We start from the raw sequence: 15857 nt of genomic DNA, 5'->3' as shown, positions 1-15857 counted from the left end.
CCTTGTAGTTTGCAACCATGTTGCAAGGCTAGCCCCATCCTCCGCTCTTCACCGGTGAGTTCCGGCCGATATCGGACGGACCGTCAGGTGTGGCGCCGGACCGCGGTGCCGCCGCGAACTCGGCCATCCCGGCGGGGAACGGCACCTGCGGGCGCCAGCCGAGTTCGGCGCGCAGCCGGGAGGAGTCGGCGGTGATGTGCCGGACGTCGCCCAGGCGGTACTCGCCGGTCACCAGCGGTGCCGGGCCGCCGTACGCCGCCGCCAGCGCCCCGGCCATCTCGCCGATCGTGCGGACCTCGCCGCTGCCCACGTTGTAGGCGCGGGAGCTGCCCGGCGCGCGGGCGGCAAGGGCCTCCAGCGCGGTGAGGTTGGCCGCGGCGACGTCCTCGACGTGGACGAAGTCCCGGCGCTGGCCGCCGTCCTCGAACACCCGGGGGGCCTCGCCCCGGGCCAGTGCCGAGCGGAACAGCGAGGCGACCCCCGCGTACGGGGTGTCGCGCGGCATGCCCGGGCCGTACACGTTGTGGTAGCGGAGCGTCAGGACGGCGCCCTGGCAGGCCCGGGCCCAGACGGAGGCCAGGTGCTCCTGGGCGAGCTTGGTGGCCGCGTACACGCTGCGCGGGTCGGCCGGGGCGTCCTCGGCGACCAGGCCGGGGCTCAGGGCGCGGCCGCAGGCCGGGCAGGGCGGCTCGAAGCGCCCGGCCTCCAGGTCGGCCGGGCGGCGCGGGCCCGGGGCGACGTCGCCGTGCGCGGGGCAGCGGTAGCGGCCCTCCCCGTACACCACCATCGAGCCGGCCAGGACGAGCCGGCGGACACCGGCGCGGGCCATCGCGGCGAGCAGGACGGCCGTGCCGAGGTCGTTGCAGCCCGCGTAGGCGGGGGCGTCGTCGAGGTCCAGCCCGAGGCCGACCATCGCCGCCTGGTGGCAGACCGCGTCCACCCCGGCCAGCGCCCGCTGCACGGCGGCGGCGTCCCGGACGTCCCCCTGCTCGAAGGCCACGCCCCCGGGCAGTTCGGGGGCCCGCTCCGAGCGGTGGACGGCGGGCAGCAGCGCGTCCAGCACCCGCACCCCGTGCCCGGCCGCGACCAGCGCGCGGACCACCGCCGACCCGATGAACCCGGCTCCGCCGGTGACCAGAATCTCCATGCCGCCGACGCTAGCCGGGTGGTGCGGTGGATCGGGCGTGGACGGACCGGCCGTCAGGGATCGGTAATCCTCCCGGCGTAACCGGCGTAACCGGCGTAACCGGCGTGACCGGCGTGACCGGCGTGACCGGCCTGGCCGGCCTGGCCGGTGTCACGGTCGATCGCCGCCCGATCCGATCCGGCGTTCAACTGGCGTTCGCCGGAAGAACCTTCCCCGGTGGCCCGGGCGCCCGGTTCGGCTGGGACTCTCCAGGGCGTTTCCCGGAGCCTTGGAGGCGGCAGTGTCACATCCCTCGCGCAGAACGGTCCTTCGGACGGGTACCGCGGCCGGTGCGCTGGCCGCGCTGCCCGCGTCCGCCCTCCTCTGGACGCAGCCGGCCCTGGCGGGCACCCCCGGACCGGAGCAGATCCACCTCCAGTGGGGCAACGAGCCGTCCCGCGAGATGACCGTCTCCTGGGCGACGCCCGCCAGTGTGCGCCGCCCCCGGGTGCGGATCGGCACCCCCCGCGGCGGCGCCGGCCACACCGTGGACGCCGAGACCCGCACCTACGTCGACGGGCTCAACAAGGTCGAGACGTACACCCACCACGTCCGCCTGGACGGCCTGCGGCCCGACACCACGTACGTCTACGAGGTGCTGCACGACGGCTCCGGCCCGGTGCGCGGCACCTTCCGCACGGCGCCCGCGCGTGGCCGGGCCGCGTTCCGCTTCACCAGCTTCGGCGATCTCGGCACCGGCGACAACGTGTTCAGCAAGTCCTCGATCCACGGCGCCGCCGCCGTCCGCCAGGTCGAGCAGTTCGCGCCGCTGTTCCACCTGCTCAACGGCGACCTCGCGTACGCCAACAACAACCCGCAGCGCCAGCCGCAGTGCTGGAACGCGTTCATGAACAACCTCGCCAAGTCGGCCGCCAGCCGGCCCTGGATGCCCGCGCCCGGCAACCACGAGGTCGAGGCCGGCGGCGGGGACCTCGGCTACGCCTCCTACCTGACGCGCTTCGAACTGCCCGACAACGGCACCCGCGACTACTGCGGCAACTGGTACAGCTTCCAGGTCGGTTCGGTGCTGTTCGTCAGCCTCGACGGCAACGAGATCGCCGTCGAGGACGACGCCAGCCTCGACCCGGCCACCGGCCTGTCCATCTACATCAGCGACTACAGCGAGGGCGCCCAACTCCGCTGGCTGGAACGCACCCTGGCGCGCGCCCGGCGCGGCCGCGCGGTGGACTGGGTCGTCGTCAACCTGCACCAGTTCGCGATGTCCTCCTCGGCCGCCAGCCACGGCGGTGACATGGGCATCCGCGAGAAGCTGCTGCCGCTGCTCGACCGCTACGGCGTCGACCTCGTCCTGGCCGGGCACGACCACGACTACGAGCGCACCCACCCCGTCCGCGGCACCGAGCCGGGCGGCCTGCTCACCCCGGCCGTCGCCGACGACGACGTGCGTCGGATCGACACCTCGCAGGGCACCGTCCACCTGATCCTCGGTGGCGGCGGCACCGCCGGCCACGACGACGTCTACCTGCCCGCCGACGCGGACGGCGTCCGCCAGGCCTCCGTGCGCACCCAGCGGCTCACCTTCAAGGCCGACCCGGACGCCAAGGAGAAGGCCCACTGGTCCGCGGTCACCGACCCGGACACCGCCTTCCCCTACGGCGTCGCGGTCTTCGACGTCGACCCCGGGCCGCTGCCGGGCGGCCGCACCACCATCACCGTCAGCTACTACCACTCCCCGTCCGCCACCGCGGCCAACCCGTTCCCGACGCCGGTGCTCTTCGACCGCTTCACCCTGTACCGCGACCGCAGCGACGGCTGGGGCGACCGGGACCGGAGCGACGACCGGAACGACGAGCAGGGCGAGGACGAGAACACCGGCTCCGAGGTCGGCGCCGGGCGCCGGTAACGCCTCGCGTCCCTGAGGGGCCCGTCGCGCGTACCGCGCGGCGGGCCCCTCGTCCGTTCAGACAGTTCCGGGGACGGCGGCCGAGCGGGCGCCGGTCCATGCGGGGTGAGTGGTGACGGAGGGTCGTCGCGGCGGCCCGGCCCGGTGGTGACGGTCGGTCGGCGGCGGGTTGGGCCGGTGGTGATGCCGGGTCACCGCCGCGCTGGGCCGTTGGTGACGGCGGGTCGCCGCCGTGGCTGGGCTGTCCGTGCGACGGGTCCCCGCCTCGGCGCGCGGGCCACTGGCGGGGCGGTTAGCGTCGGCCGCAACACGGTTTCAGTTATGGGAGGTTGGCAGTGCAGCGGTGGATCATTGTGACGGCCCTCACCACGGCCCTCGGCGGGCTCACGGCACCCGCCCTGGCCGCCGACCCGGCGCCGGCCGCGGCTTCGGTGGCCGCCCCGGCCCGGGTGCGGGACGGGGACGCGGCCCCCACGGGCGTCACTCTCGGTGAGGCCCGGATCGACCCGAAGGTGCCCGGCCGGGTCCGGGTCGACGTCGAGTACGTCTGCGGGGTCGCGGAGGAGGCCCGGTCGCTCACCGTCTCGGTCGAGCAGCGGGACCCGGAGGACACCTCCTCGATGGCCTTCGGCTCCAGCCGGACGGCCGAGGCGGACGTGATCTGCGACGGCACGGCGCGGCAGCGGCAGCTCGTCGTCCAGTCCAAGACGGTCAACTGGATCCCGGGCGCGGACGCCGTCCTGATCGCCACGGTCTCCGACCTCGGCGCCACCCCGCCCGCGTCCTCCGACGCCCGGCGGGTCCCGCTCTTCGGCTCCTGATGCGTCCGCGGGCCCGGGCCGTGGCCGCCGTGCTCCTCGGCGCCGCCCTCGCCGCCTGCTCCGTCCGCGTGGGCGGCCCGGACTCAGGCCCGGACTCAGGCGTGACCTCGGGAGCGACCTCGGGCGTGACCTCGGGCCCGGGGCCGACCGGGTCCGTTTCGGCGACCCCGGCCGCCTCGCCGTCCTCGGCCACCGCTCCCGCCCCGGGGGCGGTGGCCATCAGGGACTTCGCGTTCGAGCCGGCCGACTTCACCGTCCGCCCGGGCGCCGTCGTCACGGTCCGCAACGCCGACACCGTCGACCACACCCTCACCGCCCAGGACCGCAGTTTCGACACCGGCACCATCGCCCCGGGCACGTCCGCGACCTTCACCGCGCCGGCCCGGCCGGGCGCCTCCTCGTACCTGTGCACCCTGCACCACTTCATGCGGGGGATCCTGACGGTGTCCTGAGCCGACCGGTCCGTCGGCCGCGCGGGTGCCGGCCGCTCCTGAATCGCAAGCCCACAGGTGAACGGGGCTGCTGCTATCCGCCGCCATGTTCTACAGTTCTGTAGAACTAGGAGAACAGTGAACGGGGGCACGGCATGGACAGGCCGCTTCGACTGCCGCAGCAGGATCGGGCCGACTTCGAGACGGAACTGGGGAGGGCGCTGGCCGGGTCGCAGGTGCGGGCGGCCCTGCGGGCGGTGGGGGACGAGGGGCCGGGGGTGGAGCGGTTGCGGCGGAGCGCCCGGGAGAACGCGGAGTTCGTGCTGGCGGCGGCGGCGCCCGAGTACGAGCGGTACGCGGCGCTGCGGGCGGACCAGGACGCGGTGGCGCGGCTGCCGGTGGACGAGCCGGGGCGGCAGCGGGTGTCCGGGTGGTGGGGGGTGCTGGGGGTGATCGTGCCGATCGTCGCCGGGGTGGCCGCCGCGATCTTCCTGCTGCTCGGGTACGCGCTGGGGCTGGCGGACGACGCCGAGGTGCTGGGGCACGCGCTGGTCGGCGCCGGGTGGGTGGCGGCCGGGGTGGCCGCGCTGAGCCTGCTGGTGGGCGGACTGGGACTGCTGGGCGCGGCCTCGCGGTCGAGGTCGGCGGAGTCCGGCGGGGAGGCCGGCGTGCTGGGGGAGCTGGGGCTGGCGCGGGACGCCTGGCGGTCGGCGCTGGCGGAGCGCGGCCTGGTGCCGTTCCTGCTGGCGCAGGCGGGCGCGGGGGCGCCCGGCCGGCGCCGCTGACGCCGTCGGCTCAGTCGTGGCGGGTGCGGGCGGCGTCGACGAGGAGGTGGGCGGCGTCGAGCGGGATGCCGAGTCGGCGGGCGATCCACGGGGCCGGGCGGCCGGCCCGGGCGAGCATCCAGGCGGAGTACAACTGGCCCAGCTGCGGGGCCTGGTGGGCGAGGAGGAGTGGGCGCACGGCGTCCATCGGGAAGTCTTCGAGGGCGCGGGCGCTGTACTCGCGGCCGTTGGGGCCGGGCGGGGGTAACGGGAGTGGGCGGCGGGTGTCGAGCCAGCGTCCGAGCAGCACCGCGCCGACCGCCAGGAGGCCGGAGCCGGAGGCGCCGATCAGGACGGCGTTGATGACCGGGCGGTCCTCCTCCTCGGCCAGGCCGAGGGCGAGTTCCTCGGCGACGAGCAGGGCGAGGACGGTGAGCAGCACCGCGGCTTCGGCGGGGCGCGGGTAGGGCCGGGACGTCGTCATGGGATACCTCTCCTCGGCGGGGGAGACCGGGGCGGGCGAAGGGGCCGCGGACGGCGGTGGCGGCAGGGCCGACGTGTGGGACGTGGCGCCAAGAAGACTTGACGTTGCGTCAGGAAGTCCGTACGACGGGCGTGTTCACCGTCTCGACCGTGCTCACCGTCTGCCGGAGGCGGACCGGGGCGTGCGGGGGTGGGGGCGGGTGGTGCGGCCCGCACTGCTGCTGTCCATGCGTCTCGCCTCCTTCCGGTCGGGCGCGCCATGCTGGTGCGTTCGTCGACGGGGCAAGGGGGGGTCATCCTCGGACTTCGGGACAGCATAGCCCGGCCCTCACGCCAACTTCGACACCCTTGTCGAAGTTGGCGCCGGTGGGAGAGCACGCCGTTGGACGATCGACCAGGTGGGGCCGGGTGCGGCTGATGTGCGGGCCCACTCGCGCCCGGCCGGTCGCCGCCGCTTCAATCGCCGTACCGAAGGAACGGGACCGGCCGGGGGCGATGGAGCGACATGGATCTGAACACGGTGGCCGACCGGAGGGAGTGACGTTCGGTCCCGCCCTGGTTACCCTGGGTCGCGCCGTCGGACGCGCCCAGGGAGGCCGGATGGGACTCACCAGTCACAAGCTGCTGGCGCTGGCGGCGCTGTTCGCGGTGTGCACGGTGCTCGGCACGCTCTGGGTCTGGCCCCGGCTGGCCGTCCGCAGCTGGCCCGCGGTGTTCCTGCGGCTCGGGACGATCGCCGTCACCCAGTTCGCGCTGCTGGCCACCCTCGGGCTCGCCGTCAACGACGACTTCGTGTTCTACAGCAGTTGGTCCGACCTGTTCGGGCGCGACCGCGGGGCGGGCGTCATCCAGGCGGGCGGCCCGTCTGCCAGCCCGACCGTCGTTCCGTCCGGAGGGCCTGGCGGCACCCCCGGCGGCACCCCGGCCGAGGTGCCCGCCGGGGTGCAGGTGCTCGGCACCGCCGAGATCACCGGCGCGGACGGGGCCGACCGCGGCCCGGCCACCATCGGGCGGCTCGACCGGGTGCGGCTGCCCGGCGGCACCACCGGGCTCAGCACCGACGGGTACGTCTACCTGCCGCCGCAGTACTTCCGGCCCGGCGCCGAGACCCGGCACTTCCCGGCGGCCCTGGTGATGACCGGCTTCCCGGGGGACGCCGCCAACCTGGTCACCAAGCTGCGCTACCCGGCGTACGAACTCGACCTGCTGCGCCGGGGGGTGATGAAGCCGACCGTCCTGGTGCTGGTGCGCCCCTCGCCGTCGATGCCGCGCGACAGCGAGTGCGAGGACGTCCCGAACGGCCCGCAGGCCCAGCGCTACTTCACCACCGACGTGCCGGCCGACCTGCGGGCCTCCTACCGGGTGCTCGACGGCACCGGCAGCCTCGGCGTGATCGGCGACTCCACCGGGGGCTACTGCGCCGTCAAGCTCGGCATGGTCCACCCGGAGACCTTCCCGGTGGCGGTCTCGCTGTCCGGCTACTTCAAGGCCGCCGAGGACGTGACCACCGGCGACCTCTTCGGCGGCAGCCGGCAGCGGCGCGACGAGGCCGACCTGAACTGGCGCCTGGCCCACCTGCCGATGCCCGCCCTGGCCGTGCTCCTCGCCGACAGCAAGGAGGACGGCCACGGCTACGCCGACTCCGTGGCCTTCGCCGCGGCCGCCCGCCCGCCGCTGGTGGTCGCCCAGGCCACCGTGGAGACCGGCGGGCACAACTTCACCACCTGGACCAGGCTGCTCCCGCCGTCGCTGACCTGGTTGAGCGACCACCTGCACGACCCGCAGTGACACCAGCCGCGCGGCGGGCACGCGCCGGGCACGTTCTGGTGCCGACGGCCGGACGGCGGCCGAGAACGTCGGCGGGGTGGTCACTCCTGAGCCATTGTGTGGCAGGAGGGTTGCCGGGGGCTCAACTTCAGGATAGGCAAACCTAAGTGCTTTCGGTTCGGGGGTGAGGACGCGCGGAATGACTGTGACCGAGAACCCGACCGCCCGGGTCGACCGGCTCGCCATCGCCCTCGCGGACGGCACCCCGCTGCTCGCCCCGGTCAGCCTCGATCTGCGCCCCGGACGCGTGCACGCCGTCACCGGCCCCCCGGGCGCGGGCAAGACCACCCTGCTGCACGCCCTCGCCGGAGCCCTGCCCCCGGGCGCCCGGGCCACCGGGCTGGTCACCGTCCTCGGCCAGGACGTCCTCTCCCTCGCTCCCGAAGCGCTGCGCCGGTTGCGCCGTCACCGGCTCGCCTTCCTCGGCCAGGACCAGGGTTCGGGCCTCAACCCCCGGACGCGGGTCGCCGGACTGCCCGCCGGGGCCGCCGCCGACCGCGGCCCCGAAGCCGTGGGCGACCTGCTCGCCCGGGTCCGACTGCCCGCCGACCAGCGGCTCGAACGCCGCCTCCCCGGCGCCCTCGCCCTCCCAGGTGCCCCCGCCGGCGGTCAGCAGCGCCGCGTGGCCCTCTCCCGGGCCCTCGCCCGCCGCCCCGACCTGCTGCTCCTCGACGAACCCGGCGCCGGCCTGGACCCCGCCCTGCGGGACGAGATCGCCGACCTGCTGCGCGAACTCGCCCGCCGGCACGGCATCGCCGTCGCGCTCGCCAGCCACGACGCCGCCTTCGTCGCCCGCTGCGCCGACGAGGTGCTCGTCCTCGCCCCGGCCCGCCCCGGGGCGGGCGGCGGCCCCATCCGGACCGGGGCCGGCCGTACGTCCGGACCGGTCGCGGCGCGCACCGCCGTCGGGCTGGCCGCGCTCGGCGTCGAAGCTCACGTCGGGTACGGGCGCGGGCGGCGCCGGATCCTCACCGGGGTCGACCTGCACCTCGCGCCCGGCAGCTGCACCGGCATCATCGGCCCCTCCGGCGCGGGCAAGACCACCCTCGTCCGGGTCCTCGCCGGGCTCCACCCGTCCACCGGCGGCACCCTCACCCTGGACGGCGCCCCGCTGGCCGGCTCGCACCACGCCCGCACCCGCGAGCAGCGCCGCCGCGTCCAACTCGTCCCGCAGAACCCGCTCGGCGCGCTCAACCCGGCCCGGACGGTCGGCGCCACCCTCACCCGTCCGCTGAGGCTGCACCACACGACCCCGCACGAGCAGTGCCCCGGCCGGGTCGCCGAACTGCTGGCCGCCGTCGGCCTTCCCGCCGACCTGGCCGCCCGGCACCCGCCCGAGCTGTCCGGCGGCCAGCGTCAACGCGTCGCCATCGCCCGGGCGTTGGCGGCCGAGCCGGACGTCCTGCTGTGCGACGAGGTGACCTCCGGGCTGGACGCCGACACGGCCGCGGGCATCGTGACCCTGCTGGGCCGGCTGCGCGCCGAGCGCGGGGTGGCGCTGGCGCTGATCAGCCACGACCTACCGCTGGTGCGCGAACACGCGGATGCGGTGGTGCAGTTGGGGGAGGCGCCGGGGCGGGCCCGGACCAGGGGCCCTGGAGCGGCGGGCCCGGGCGCGATGGCGCCCGCCGGCTCGGCGTGGGTGAGGTGACGCGTCGAGCCGGCGGGCGGGTTCGGGGGAGCTGCTGTCAGGGCCTGTCCGGCGAGATCCGGGGGACGCGCCCCAGCTAGGCGCGCCCCAGCAGCGGGAGCGGTGCCCCGGTGCGGGCGGGGAGTTCGAGCCGGGTCAGCAGCGCGGAGGGCGACACCTCGACCACCCGGCAGCCCGCGCGGTGGCGGCAGTGCCGGGCCACCGAGCCGTGCCGCAGCCGGTCGAACCGTCGGCGGGTGGCGGCGCCGAGGACCAGCAGGTCCTCCGGCCCGGTGACGGCGCCGACCAGGGCCGGCCCGGGCTCGGCCTTGACCACCAGCGGGTGGATGACCAGCCCGGCCGGGTAGCCGCCGTAGGCCTGCTCGAAGGCGATGTCCAGCCGCCGCCGGGCGGCGTGCTCCAGTTCGGACAGCGGGCGCAGGCCGTCGCGTTCGCCCGCGTTCCACGCGGCCACCGGCACCAGCACGGCCTCGCTGCGGGCCGCCTCGCCGACGGCGTGGTAGAGGGCGGCCAGACTGCTCAGTGATCCGCTCAGGCCGACGATCACTCGGGTGGTCCCGGTCATGGCCGTTCGCCTCCGTTTCTCCGGTCGGGTACTCCCGGTTCCGTACTCCTTGGTTCGGATGATTCCAGTGAACCCCGGAACCGGTCCGTCCGTACCGCCGCTGATGGCTCCATGACGCCGGTCGCACACTTCTTGACGGCCTTCTGACAGCTCCGGCGCGCCGTGCGGCTCAGCCGAGGCCCGGCACGAACTGGATCAGCAGGTCGATCGCCTTGATGCCGAGGAACGGCAGGATCAGCCCGCCCAGCCCGTACACCCGCAGGTTGCGGCGGAGCAGGTCGGTGGCGGAGGCGGGCTGGTAGCGGACGCCGCGCAGGGCCAGCGGGATCAGGGCGACGATGATCAGCGCGTTGAAGATGATCGCGGAGGCGATCGCCGAGGTCGGGCTGTGCAGTTCCATGATGTTGAGGTGGTGCAGCCCGGGGTAGGCGTTCGCGAACATCGCGGGGATGATCGCGAAGAACTTGGCCACGTCGTTGGTGATCGAGAAGGTGGTCAACGCACCGCGGGTGATGAGGAGTTGCTTGCCGACCCGGATGATGTCGATCAGCTTCGCCGGGTTGGAGTCGAGGTCGACCATGTTGCCGGCCTCCTTGGCGGCCGGGGTGCCGGAGTTCATCGCGACCCCGACGTCGGCCTGGGCGAGCGCGGGGGCGTCGTTGGTGCCGTCGCCGGTCATCGCGACCATGTTCCCGGCGGCCTGCTCGCGGCGCAGGTGGGCGAGCTTGTCCTCGGGGGTGGCCTCGGCGAGGAAGTCGTCCACCCCGGCCTCGGCGGCGATGGCGCGGGCGGTGAGCGGGTTGTCGCCGGTGACCATGACGGTGCGGATGCCCATCCTGCGCAGCTCGGCGAAGCGCTCGGCGATGCCCTCCTTCACCACGTCCTTGAGTTCGACCACGCCCAGCGCGCGGGCGCCGTGCCGGTCGTGGACGGCGACCAGCAGCGGGGTGCCGCCGGCCTCGGCGATCCGGTCCACCAGCGGCTTGGCCTCCATCGGCATCCGCCCGCCGGACTCCACCACCCAGCGGGCGACGGCGCCGGCGGCGCCCTTGCGGATCAGGCAGTTCGTCCCGTCGGGCCAGGTCAGGTCGACGCCGCTCATCCGGCTGTGTGCGGTGAACGGGACGGGCCGCTGCTCGCCGAGTTCGCCGGGGGCGCGGGGCGGCACCCAGTACTGACGGTTCGTCAGTTCGACGAGCGAGCGCCCCTCGGGGGTCTCGTCCGCGACGGAGGCCAACTGGGCGGCCTCGGCGAGCTGTTCGGTGCTCGCGCCGGGCAGCGGGTGCAGTGCGACAGCCCGGCGGTTGCCGTGGGTGATGGTGCCGGTCTTGTCGAGCAGCAGCACGTCGACGTCCCCGGCGGCCTCGACGGCCCGGCCGGAGAGGGCGACGACGTTGCGCTGGACCAGCCGGTCCATCCCGGCGATGCCGATCGCGGACAGCAGCGCGCCGATGGTGGTCGGGATGAGCGCGACCATCAGGGCGACCAGCACCACGGTGGTCTGCGGCGCGTGCGCGTAGATCGCCATCGGCTGGAGCGAGACCACCGAGAGCAGGAAGACGATGGTGAGCGAGGCGAGCAGGATGTTGAGCGCGATCTCGTTCGGGGTCTTCTGCCGGTTGGCGCCCTCCACCAGGGCGATCATGCGGTCGACGAAGCTCTGCCCGGGCCGGGAGGTGACCCGGACGACCAGGTGGTCGGAAAGCACCCTGGTGCCGCCGGTGACGCCGGTGCGGTCACCGCCGGACTCGCGGATCACCGGCGCGGACTCCCCGGTGATCGCCGACTCGTCGACGGAGGCCACCCCCTCGACCACCTCGCCGTCCTGCGGCACGACCTCGCCGGCCGGCACCAGCACCACGTCGTGCAGCATCAACTGCTCGGCGGGGATCACCTCGTGGCGGTGGTCGCGGGTGCCGACCCGCCAGTGCAGCAGCCGCCGGGCGGTGGTCCCGGCCTGGGTGCGGCGCAGCGACTCGGCCTGCGCCTTGCCCCGGCTCTCGGCGACGGCCTCGGCGAGGTTGGCGAACAGCACGGTCAGCCAGAGCCAGAAGCCGATCACCCAGGCGAACACGCTCGGGTGGATCACCGCGCTGAGCGTGGTGAGCGCGGAGCCGGTCTCCACCACGAGCATCACCGGGTTGCGCATCATGGTGCGCGGGTGGAGCTTGCGGACGGCGGCGGGCAGGGCCTCGGTGAGCTGGCGGCGGGTGATGAGCCGGCGGCGGCCGCCGTCCGGGCCGGTCGGCCGGTGGCTCGGGTGGTGGCTCGGGTGGTGCTGCGGTTGGTGCGGCCGGTCGTCCGGTCGGTCGTGCGGGGGTTGCTCGCGGACGCCCTCCGGGCGGCGGAACCAGTCGGTTCGGGGCGTGGTGGTGTCCGGGGGAGTGAGGGCCGAACGGCGCATCGTCTCGGAAGACCTTCCGGGCCGCCCCGGGCTGCGGGGCAACGGGGCGGCGGACTCGGTGGCGGCGGGGACGGCGGCCAGCCCACCACCGGATCCGCGCCCGCCACGCGCCTCTTGACGCGGGCTTGGCGTGCGGGCGGCCGTCCTTGACGGCTCCCTGACATCCGGACCGGGTGGGCATTCGGGCGGTCGTACGGACGTTCGGGGTCGGGTGCGGCCGTACGGGTGATGACCGGGGCGGCGGATGTCAGGAAGGCGTCAAGGACGCACGGCGGAGCGTAGGCCACGCGTCAAGGCCCGGTGCGATCGGCGTTCGGTGGGCATCCACTGGAACCGAGGGCCGCACCACGGTGGCCCGCCCGAGCCCGAGGAGCCTTCCGTGAGCAGCACGATCGTCACCGCCGTCGACCAGTCGCCGCGCCGCCTGGTCCGCCTGGTGCCCGCCGGTGTCCGGCAGGACCGGCAGGAGCTTCAGGACAGCCCCGAGCCGCCCGAACCGGCGCCCGCGCCCACGGTCGGCCGCGACCGCGGCCGCCCGGCGCACTGCCGGATCGCGATGCAGTTCGAGGACTGACCCCGCCCACCGCGTGCCGCAACCCCGCCCCGCCCCGTAGGAGTACCGCCATGACGCAGCTGACCGCCCCGTCCGTCCCCTCCGCCGTCCCCGCCCCCTCCACCGGCACCTCCACCGCCCGCCCCGACGCCCCGGCCGTCGACGCGCTCGGCGGCCCCTGGCCGGCCTCGGCGCGGCCCGGCCCCGGCGGCGACGTGCTGGTCGGCGGGGTGGGGCTGGCGGAGGCGGCCGAGCGGTTCGGCACCCCGCTGTACGTCCTGGACGAGGCCGAGGTGCGCAACCGCGCCCGGGCGTACCGGCGGGCGCTGCCGCACGCCGAGGTGCTGTACGCCGCCAAGGCGTTCCTGTGCAGCGCGATGGCCGACTGGGTGGCCGAGGAGGGCCTGGGCCTGGACGTCTGCTCCTCCGGCGAGCTGTGGCTGGCCGCCTCGGCCGGCTTCCCGGCGCAGCGGATCCTGCTGCACGGCAACGCCAAGTCCCCGGAGGAACTGCGGCTGGCCCGGCGGCTGCGGGTCGGGCGGATCGTGATCGACGGACCGGCGGAGATCGCCCGGCTGGCCGCCCTGGTGGCCGCCGACACCCCGCAGCGGGTACTCGTCCGGGTCGTCCCGGGGATCGCCGCCGGGCACCACACGGCGGTCCAGACGGGAGTGGGCGGGCAGAAGTTCGGCTTCCCGATCGAGGGCGGCGACGCGGCCGACGCGATCGCCCGGGTGCTCGACCAGCCCGGGCTCGAACTGGCCGGCCTGCACTGCCACCTGGGCTCGCAGATCACCGAGGTCGAGCCCTACCTCCAGGCGGTGGACGCGCTGGTGCGGCTGCTCGCGGAGATCCGGGAGCAGCACGGCGTGGAACTGCCCGAACTGGACCTCGGCGGCGGCCACGGCATCCGCTACCTGCCGGGGGACGCCGAGTTCGACGTCGCCGACTTCGCCGTCCGGGTGACCGACCGGCTGGCGGTGCGCTGCGCCGAGGCGGGCCTGGAGGTGCCGCGGCTGATCGTCGAGCCCGGCCGCGCGCTGGCCGGCCCGGCCGCCGTCGCCGTGTACCGGGTGCTGTCGGTGAAGCACACCGCGGACGGCCACTGCTTCGCCGCCGTGGACGGCGGGATGAGCGACAACCCGCGCCCGGCGCTGTACGGATCGCCGTACAGCGTCCGCCTGGTGGGCCGCCGTTCGGAGGCGGGCGCGGCCCGGGTGGACGTGGTGGGCCGGCACTGCGAGGCCGGCGACGTGCTGGTCCGTGACGCCGTGCTGCCCGCCGACCTGCGTGCGGGGGACCTGCTGGCCGTCCCGGCGGCCGGGGCGTACCAGCTGTCGATGGCCTCCGGCTACAACCTGGTCGGCCGCCCGGCGGTGGCCGCCGTCAAGGACGGCCGGGCCCGCCTGCTGATCCGCCGGGAGACGGTCGAGGACTTCCGCCTCCGCGAGGTCGGCCGGTAGCCGAATACCGTTGCGTGAGAAGTCGGCCCCGCCGACTTCTCACGCAGCTCTGGTAGCTAGAAGGCCGTGTGGGTCAGCCAGTGGTCCAGCAAAGCGCGGTCGCCCGTCACCGTCACCCGGTCGTCCTGCGGCGGGAGACGGCGGGAGACCACCAGCATGAGGTCCGCCACCGCGCCCGACACCACCACGTCGGCCTCGACCCGCCCGCGCTCCCACCGCAGCGCCTCGGGCGCCCTGGTGACCACCCAGCCCTCCGTGGACCTCGGCCGGAACCCGACCCGCTCGCCCCGGCCGCGCAGCTCGGCGACCGCCGGCCTGACCGACTCGAAGGCCGGCGTGCACAGCAGGTCGAGGTTCTCGCTGATCACGTCGGCCGCGAGGTCGTCGGCGATCTCGAACGCGGTGCCCGTCGCCGACGCCGCGTCGTAGTGATGGACGCAGGTGTCGCTCAGCTGCCTGCGGAGCCAGAACGCCGCCGGCCGTGGCCCGAAGAACGTGGGCAACTCGGTGTCCGCGCCGGTCTCCTGGACCGCGCGGACCAGGTCCTCCGCGCCCTCGCGCAGCCACCGAGCCCACCCGTCCGGGGCGCCGGGATCGGCCTGCCACGGGTCGGGGGCGGGCAACTGCTCGCGCGTGCGCACGAGTTCGGCCGCCCACCGGTGCTCCTGGCCGACGTGCCCGACGAGGGTGCGCAGCGGCCACTGCGGGCAGGTGGGCACCGGGGTGTCCGGGTCCCTTCCGGCGACCGCGCGGCCTGTCCTCGCGCTCTGCTCCCGCAGTCCCTCCACGAGCCGTGCGGTGTCCAGTGTTGATGTCATGACGGCGCTCCTCTCTCGGGGTTACCTGGGTACGGTAGGAACTCCAGTCCGGTGGAGGTTCAAGTGCCTTTGCTCGATGAGACGTTGGGGATCGGCGAGCTGGCCCGGCTGACCGGCGTGCCGGTGCGGACCATCCGCTTCTACTGCGACGAGGGCATCGTCGACTCGGTGCGCAGCACGGGCGGGCACCGCAGGTTCGACCACGTGGCCGTGGAGCGGCTGGGCCTGGTCAGACGGCTGCGCAGGCTCGGGCTCGGGCTGCCCTCGGTCAGGCAGGTGCTCGCCGGAGAGCGTTCCGTGGCCGAGGTCGTCGCGGCCGAGCGGGCCGCGCTCGACGTGCGGCTCGCGGACCTGGCCTGGCGGCGGGCCTCGCTGCGCGCTGTCGAGGAGGCCGGACCGGCCGACCGGGCCGCCAGGCTGGAGCTGCTGGCCGCGATGGAGGGCGGGGGAGCCGCCCGTGACGCGCTGATCGGCTTCTGGAGGCGCGCGATGGCCGCCCCGGTGTCGGAGGCGATGCTCACCGCGTTCGTGGCGATCGCCGTACCCGAGCCGCCCGCCGACCCGACCCCGCCGCAGGTGGTCGCGTTCGCCGAACTGTTCGCCCTGGCCGGTGACCGGGAACTGAGCCGCGGCCTGCTGGCCAGGGCGCGGGCCGGCGCCGCGCTGATCGCCGACGAGGACGAGTTGGTGAGCGGGATCGGCGAGGCGTGCGCGCTGGCCCAGCCCCTGGTGCGGGCGGGTGAGCAGCCCCGGGCGGGCCCCGCGCTCGACCGGTTCGTCGCGGCCCACGCCGCCGTCCGCGGCGACCGCGACACCCCGAAGTTCAGGGGCCGCCTGCTGGCTTACGTGGCTGTCGACCGGGACCCGCGGATGCGCCGCTACTGGCGGCTCGTGGCCGAGGCGAGCGGGGATTCGGTCACCGTCGGCCTGTCCTACCTGTGGCTGACCGACTCCCTCGAACGCTCCGCTGCGGGCCTTGGCGGCGCCGCCGGGGTGTGCTGATCGCCGCGCCAGGCCCGTCCGGGTG

Annotated in this window: 14 protein-coding genes; 9 read left to right on the top strand and 5 right to left on the bottom strand. The window is 75.1% G+C overall.

Annotated features, from left to right (window positions below; genetic code table 11):
• Window positions 1–28: 28 nt before the first annotated feature.
• Window positions 29–1147 (bottom strand): NAD-dependent epimerase/dehydratase family protein, encoded by a 1119-nt coding sequence (locus AC07AL_RS20765; protein ID WP_478317918.1) that lies wholly within the window; start codon window positions 1145–1147, stop codon window positions 29–31.
• A 280-nt stretch (window positions 1148–1427) separates the two neighbouring features.
• Here AC07AL_RS20765 and AC07AL_RS20760 point away from each other — a divergent pair, with 280 nt between their 5' ends.
• The 4 genes from AC07AL_RS20760 (at window position 1428) to AC07AL_RS20745 (ending at window position 5087) form a co-directional block, all read left to right on the top strand.
• Window positions 1428–3050 carry a purple acid phosphatase family protein gene (locus AC07AL_RS20760; protein WP_478317917.1) on the top strand — a complete coding sequence of 541 codons (1623 nt, stop codon included), beginning with the start codon at window positions 1428–1430 and terminating at the stop codon, window positions 3048–3050.
• Window positions 3051–3385: 335 nt separating this feature from the next.
• On the top strand, window positions 3386–3871 hold the full coding sequence (locus AC07AL_RS20755) for a hypothetical protein (protein ID WP_363632705.1): 486 nt from the start codon (window positions 3386–3388) through the stop codon (window positions 3869–3871).
• A 125-nt stretch (window positions 3872–3996) separates the two neighbouring features.
• On the top strand, window positions 3997–4323 hold the full coding sequence (locus AC07AL_RS20750; RefSeq protein WP_478317916.1) for a cupredoxin domain-containing protein: 327 nt from the start codon (window positions 3997–3999) through the stop codon (window positions 4321–4323).
• A 134-nt stretch (window positions 4324–4457) separates the two neighbouring features.
• A complete protein-coding gene (locus tag AC07AL_RS20745) occupies window positions 4458–5087 on the top strand; it encodes a hypothetical protein (RefSeq protein ID WP_363579905.1) in 630 nt (209 codons plus the stop codon).
• A 10-nt stretch (window positions 5088–5097) separates the two neighbouring features.
• Here AC07AL_RS20745 and AC07AL_RS20740 read toward each other — a convergent pair whose 3' ends face one another.
• Window positions 5098–5550, bottom strand: a complete 453-nt coding sequence (locus AC07AL_RS20740; RefSeq protein ID WP_363579906.1) for a hypothetical protein — start codon at window positions 5548–5550, stop codon at window positions 5098–5100.
• A gap of 599 nt (window positions 5551–6149) precedes the next feature.
• Between AC07AL_RS20740 and AC07AL_RS20735 the strand changes: the two genes are divergently transcribed.
• Window positions 6150–7337 carry an alpha/beta hydrolase gene (locus AC07AL_RS20735; protein WP_400803382.1) on the top strand — a complete coding sequence of 396 codons (1188 nt, stop codon included), beginning with the start codon at window positions 6150–6152 and terminating at the stop codon, window positions 7335–7337.
• A 178-nt stretch (window positions 7338–7515) separates the two neighbouring features.
• Complete coding sequence (locus AC07AL_RS20730) at window positions 7516–9027, top strand: ABC transporter ATP-binding protein (RefSeq protein ID WP_400803379.1); 1512 nt, start codon at window positions 7516–7518, stop codon at window positions 9025–9027.
• 76 nt (window positions 9028–9103) lie between these two features.
• Here the strand turns inward: AC07AL_RS20730 and AC07AL_RS20725 are convergent, their stop codons facing one another.
• The gene (locus tag AC07AL_RS20725; protein ID WP_063346559.1) at window positions 9104–9592 is read right to left on the bottom strand and encodes a universal stress protein; all 489 of its coding nucleotides are present in this window, start codon (window positions 9590–9592) and stop codon (window positions 9104–9106) included.
• Between the two features lie 169 nt (window positions 9593–9761).
• Window positions 9762–11996, bottom strand: coding sequence for a potassium-transporting ATPase subunit KdpB (kdpB, locus tag AC07AL_RS20720; protein WP_400330107.1), 2235 nt, complete (start codon window positions 11994–11996; stop codon window positions 9762–9764).
• Window positions 11997–12375: 379 nt separating this feature from the next.
• Between kdpB and AC07AL_RS20715 the strand changes: the two genes are divergently transcribed.
• Together AC07AL_RS20715 and lysA are read left to right on the top strand one after the other, a co-directional pair.
• Complete coding sequence (locus AC07AL_RS20715; RefSeq protein WP_400843281.1) at window positions 12376–12570, top strand: hypothetical protein; 195 nt, start codon at window positions 12376–12378, stop codon at window positions 12568–12570.
• Window positions 12571–12620: 50 nt separating this feature from the next.
• Entirely contained in the window at window positions 12621–14012 is a 1392-nt protein-coding gene (gene lysA / locus AC07AL_RS20710) for a diaminopimelate decarboxylase (protein ID WP_363579911.1), read from the top strand.
• A gap of 56 nt (window positions 14013–14068) precedes the next feature.
• On the opposite strand, the gene AC07AL_RS20705 is transcribed toward lysA, so the two are convergent.
• Window positions 14069–14830 (bottom strand): maleylpyruvate isomerase family mycothiol-dependent enzyme, encoded by a 762-nt coding sequence (locus AC07AL_RS20705; RefSeq protein WP_478317915.1) that lies wholly within the window; start codon window positions 14828–14830, stop codon window positions 14069–14071.
• A gap of 63 nt (window positions 14831–14893) precedes the next feature.
• Between AC07AL_RS20705 and AC07AL_RS20700 the strand changes: the two genes are divergently transcribed.
• A complete protein-coding gene (locus AC07AL_RS20700) occupies window positions 14894–15832 on the top strand; it encodes a MerR family transcriptional regulator (RefSeq protein ID WP_363579913.1) in 939 nt (312 codons plus the stop codon).
• Window positions 15833–15857 lie beyond the last annotated feature (25 nt).

This window comes from Kitasatospora sp. NPDC043949, from assembly GCF_056435365.1.
This window is presented reverse-complemented; position numbering and strand designations above follow the sequence as displayed.

Bases quoted from the DNA above. Each gene is read 5' to 3' on its own strand.
- AC07AL_RS20765 (WP_478317918.1), bottom strand. From the start codon at position 1,147: ATGGAGATTCTGGTCACCGGCGGAGCCGGGTTCATCGGGTCGGCGGTG.
- AC07AL_RS20745 (WP_363579905.1), top strand. From the start codon at position 4,458: ATGGACAGGCCGCTTCGACTGCCGCAGCAGGATCGGGCCGACTTCGAG.
- AC07AL_RS20740 (WP_363579906.1), bottom strand. From the start codon at position 5,550: ATGACGACGTCCCGGCCCTACCCGCGCCCCGCCGAAGCCGCGGTGCTG.
- AC07AL_RS20735 (WP_400803382.1), top strand. From the start codon at position 6,150: ATGGGACTCACCAGTCACAAGCTGCTGGCGCTGGCGGCGCTGTTCGCG.
- AC07AL_RS20730 (WP_400803379.1), top strand. From the start codon at position 7,516: ATGACTGTGACCGAGAACCCGACCGCCCGGGTCGACCGGCTCGCCATC.
- AC07AL_RS20725 (WP_063346559.1), bottom strand. From the start codon at position 9,592: ATGACCGGGACCACCCGAGTGATCGTCGGCCTGAGCGGATCACTGAGC.
- kdpB (WP_400330107.1), bottom strand. From the start codon at position 11,996: ATGCGCCGTTCGGCCCTCACTCCCCCGGACACCACCACGCCCCGAACC.
- lysA (WP_363579911.1), top strand. From the start codon at position 12,621: ATGACGCAGCTGACCGCCCCGTCCGTCCCCTCCGCCGTCCCCGCCCCC.
- AC07AL_RS20705 (WP_478317915.1), bottom strand. From the start codon at position 14,830: ATGACATCAACACTGGACACCGCACGGCTCGTGGAGGGACTGCGGGAG.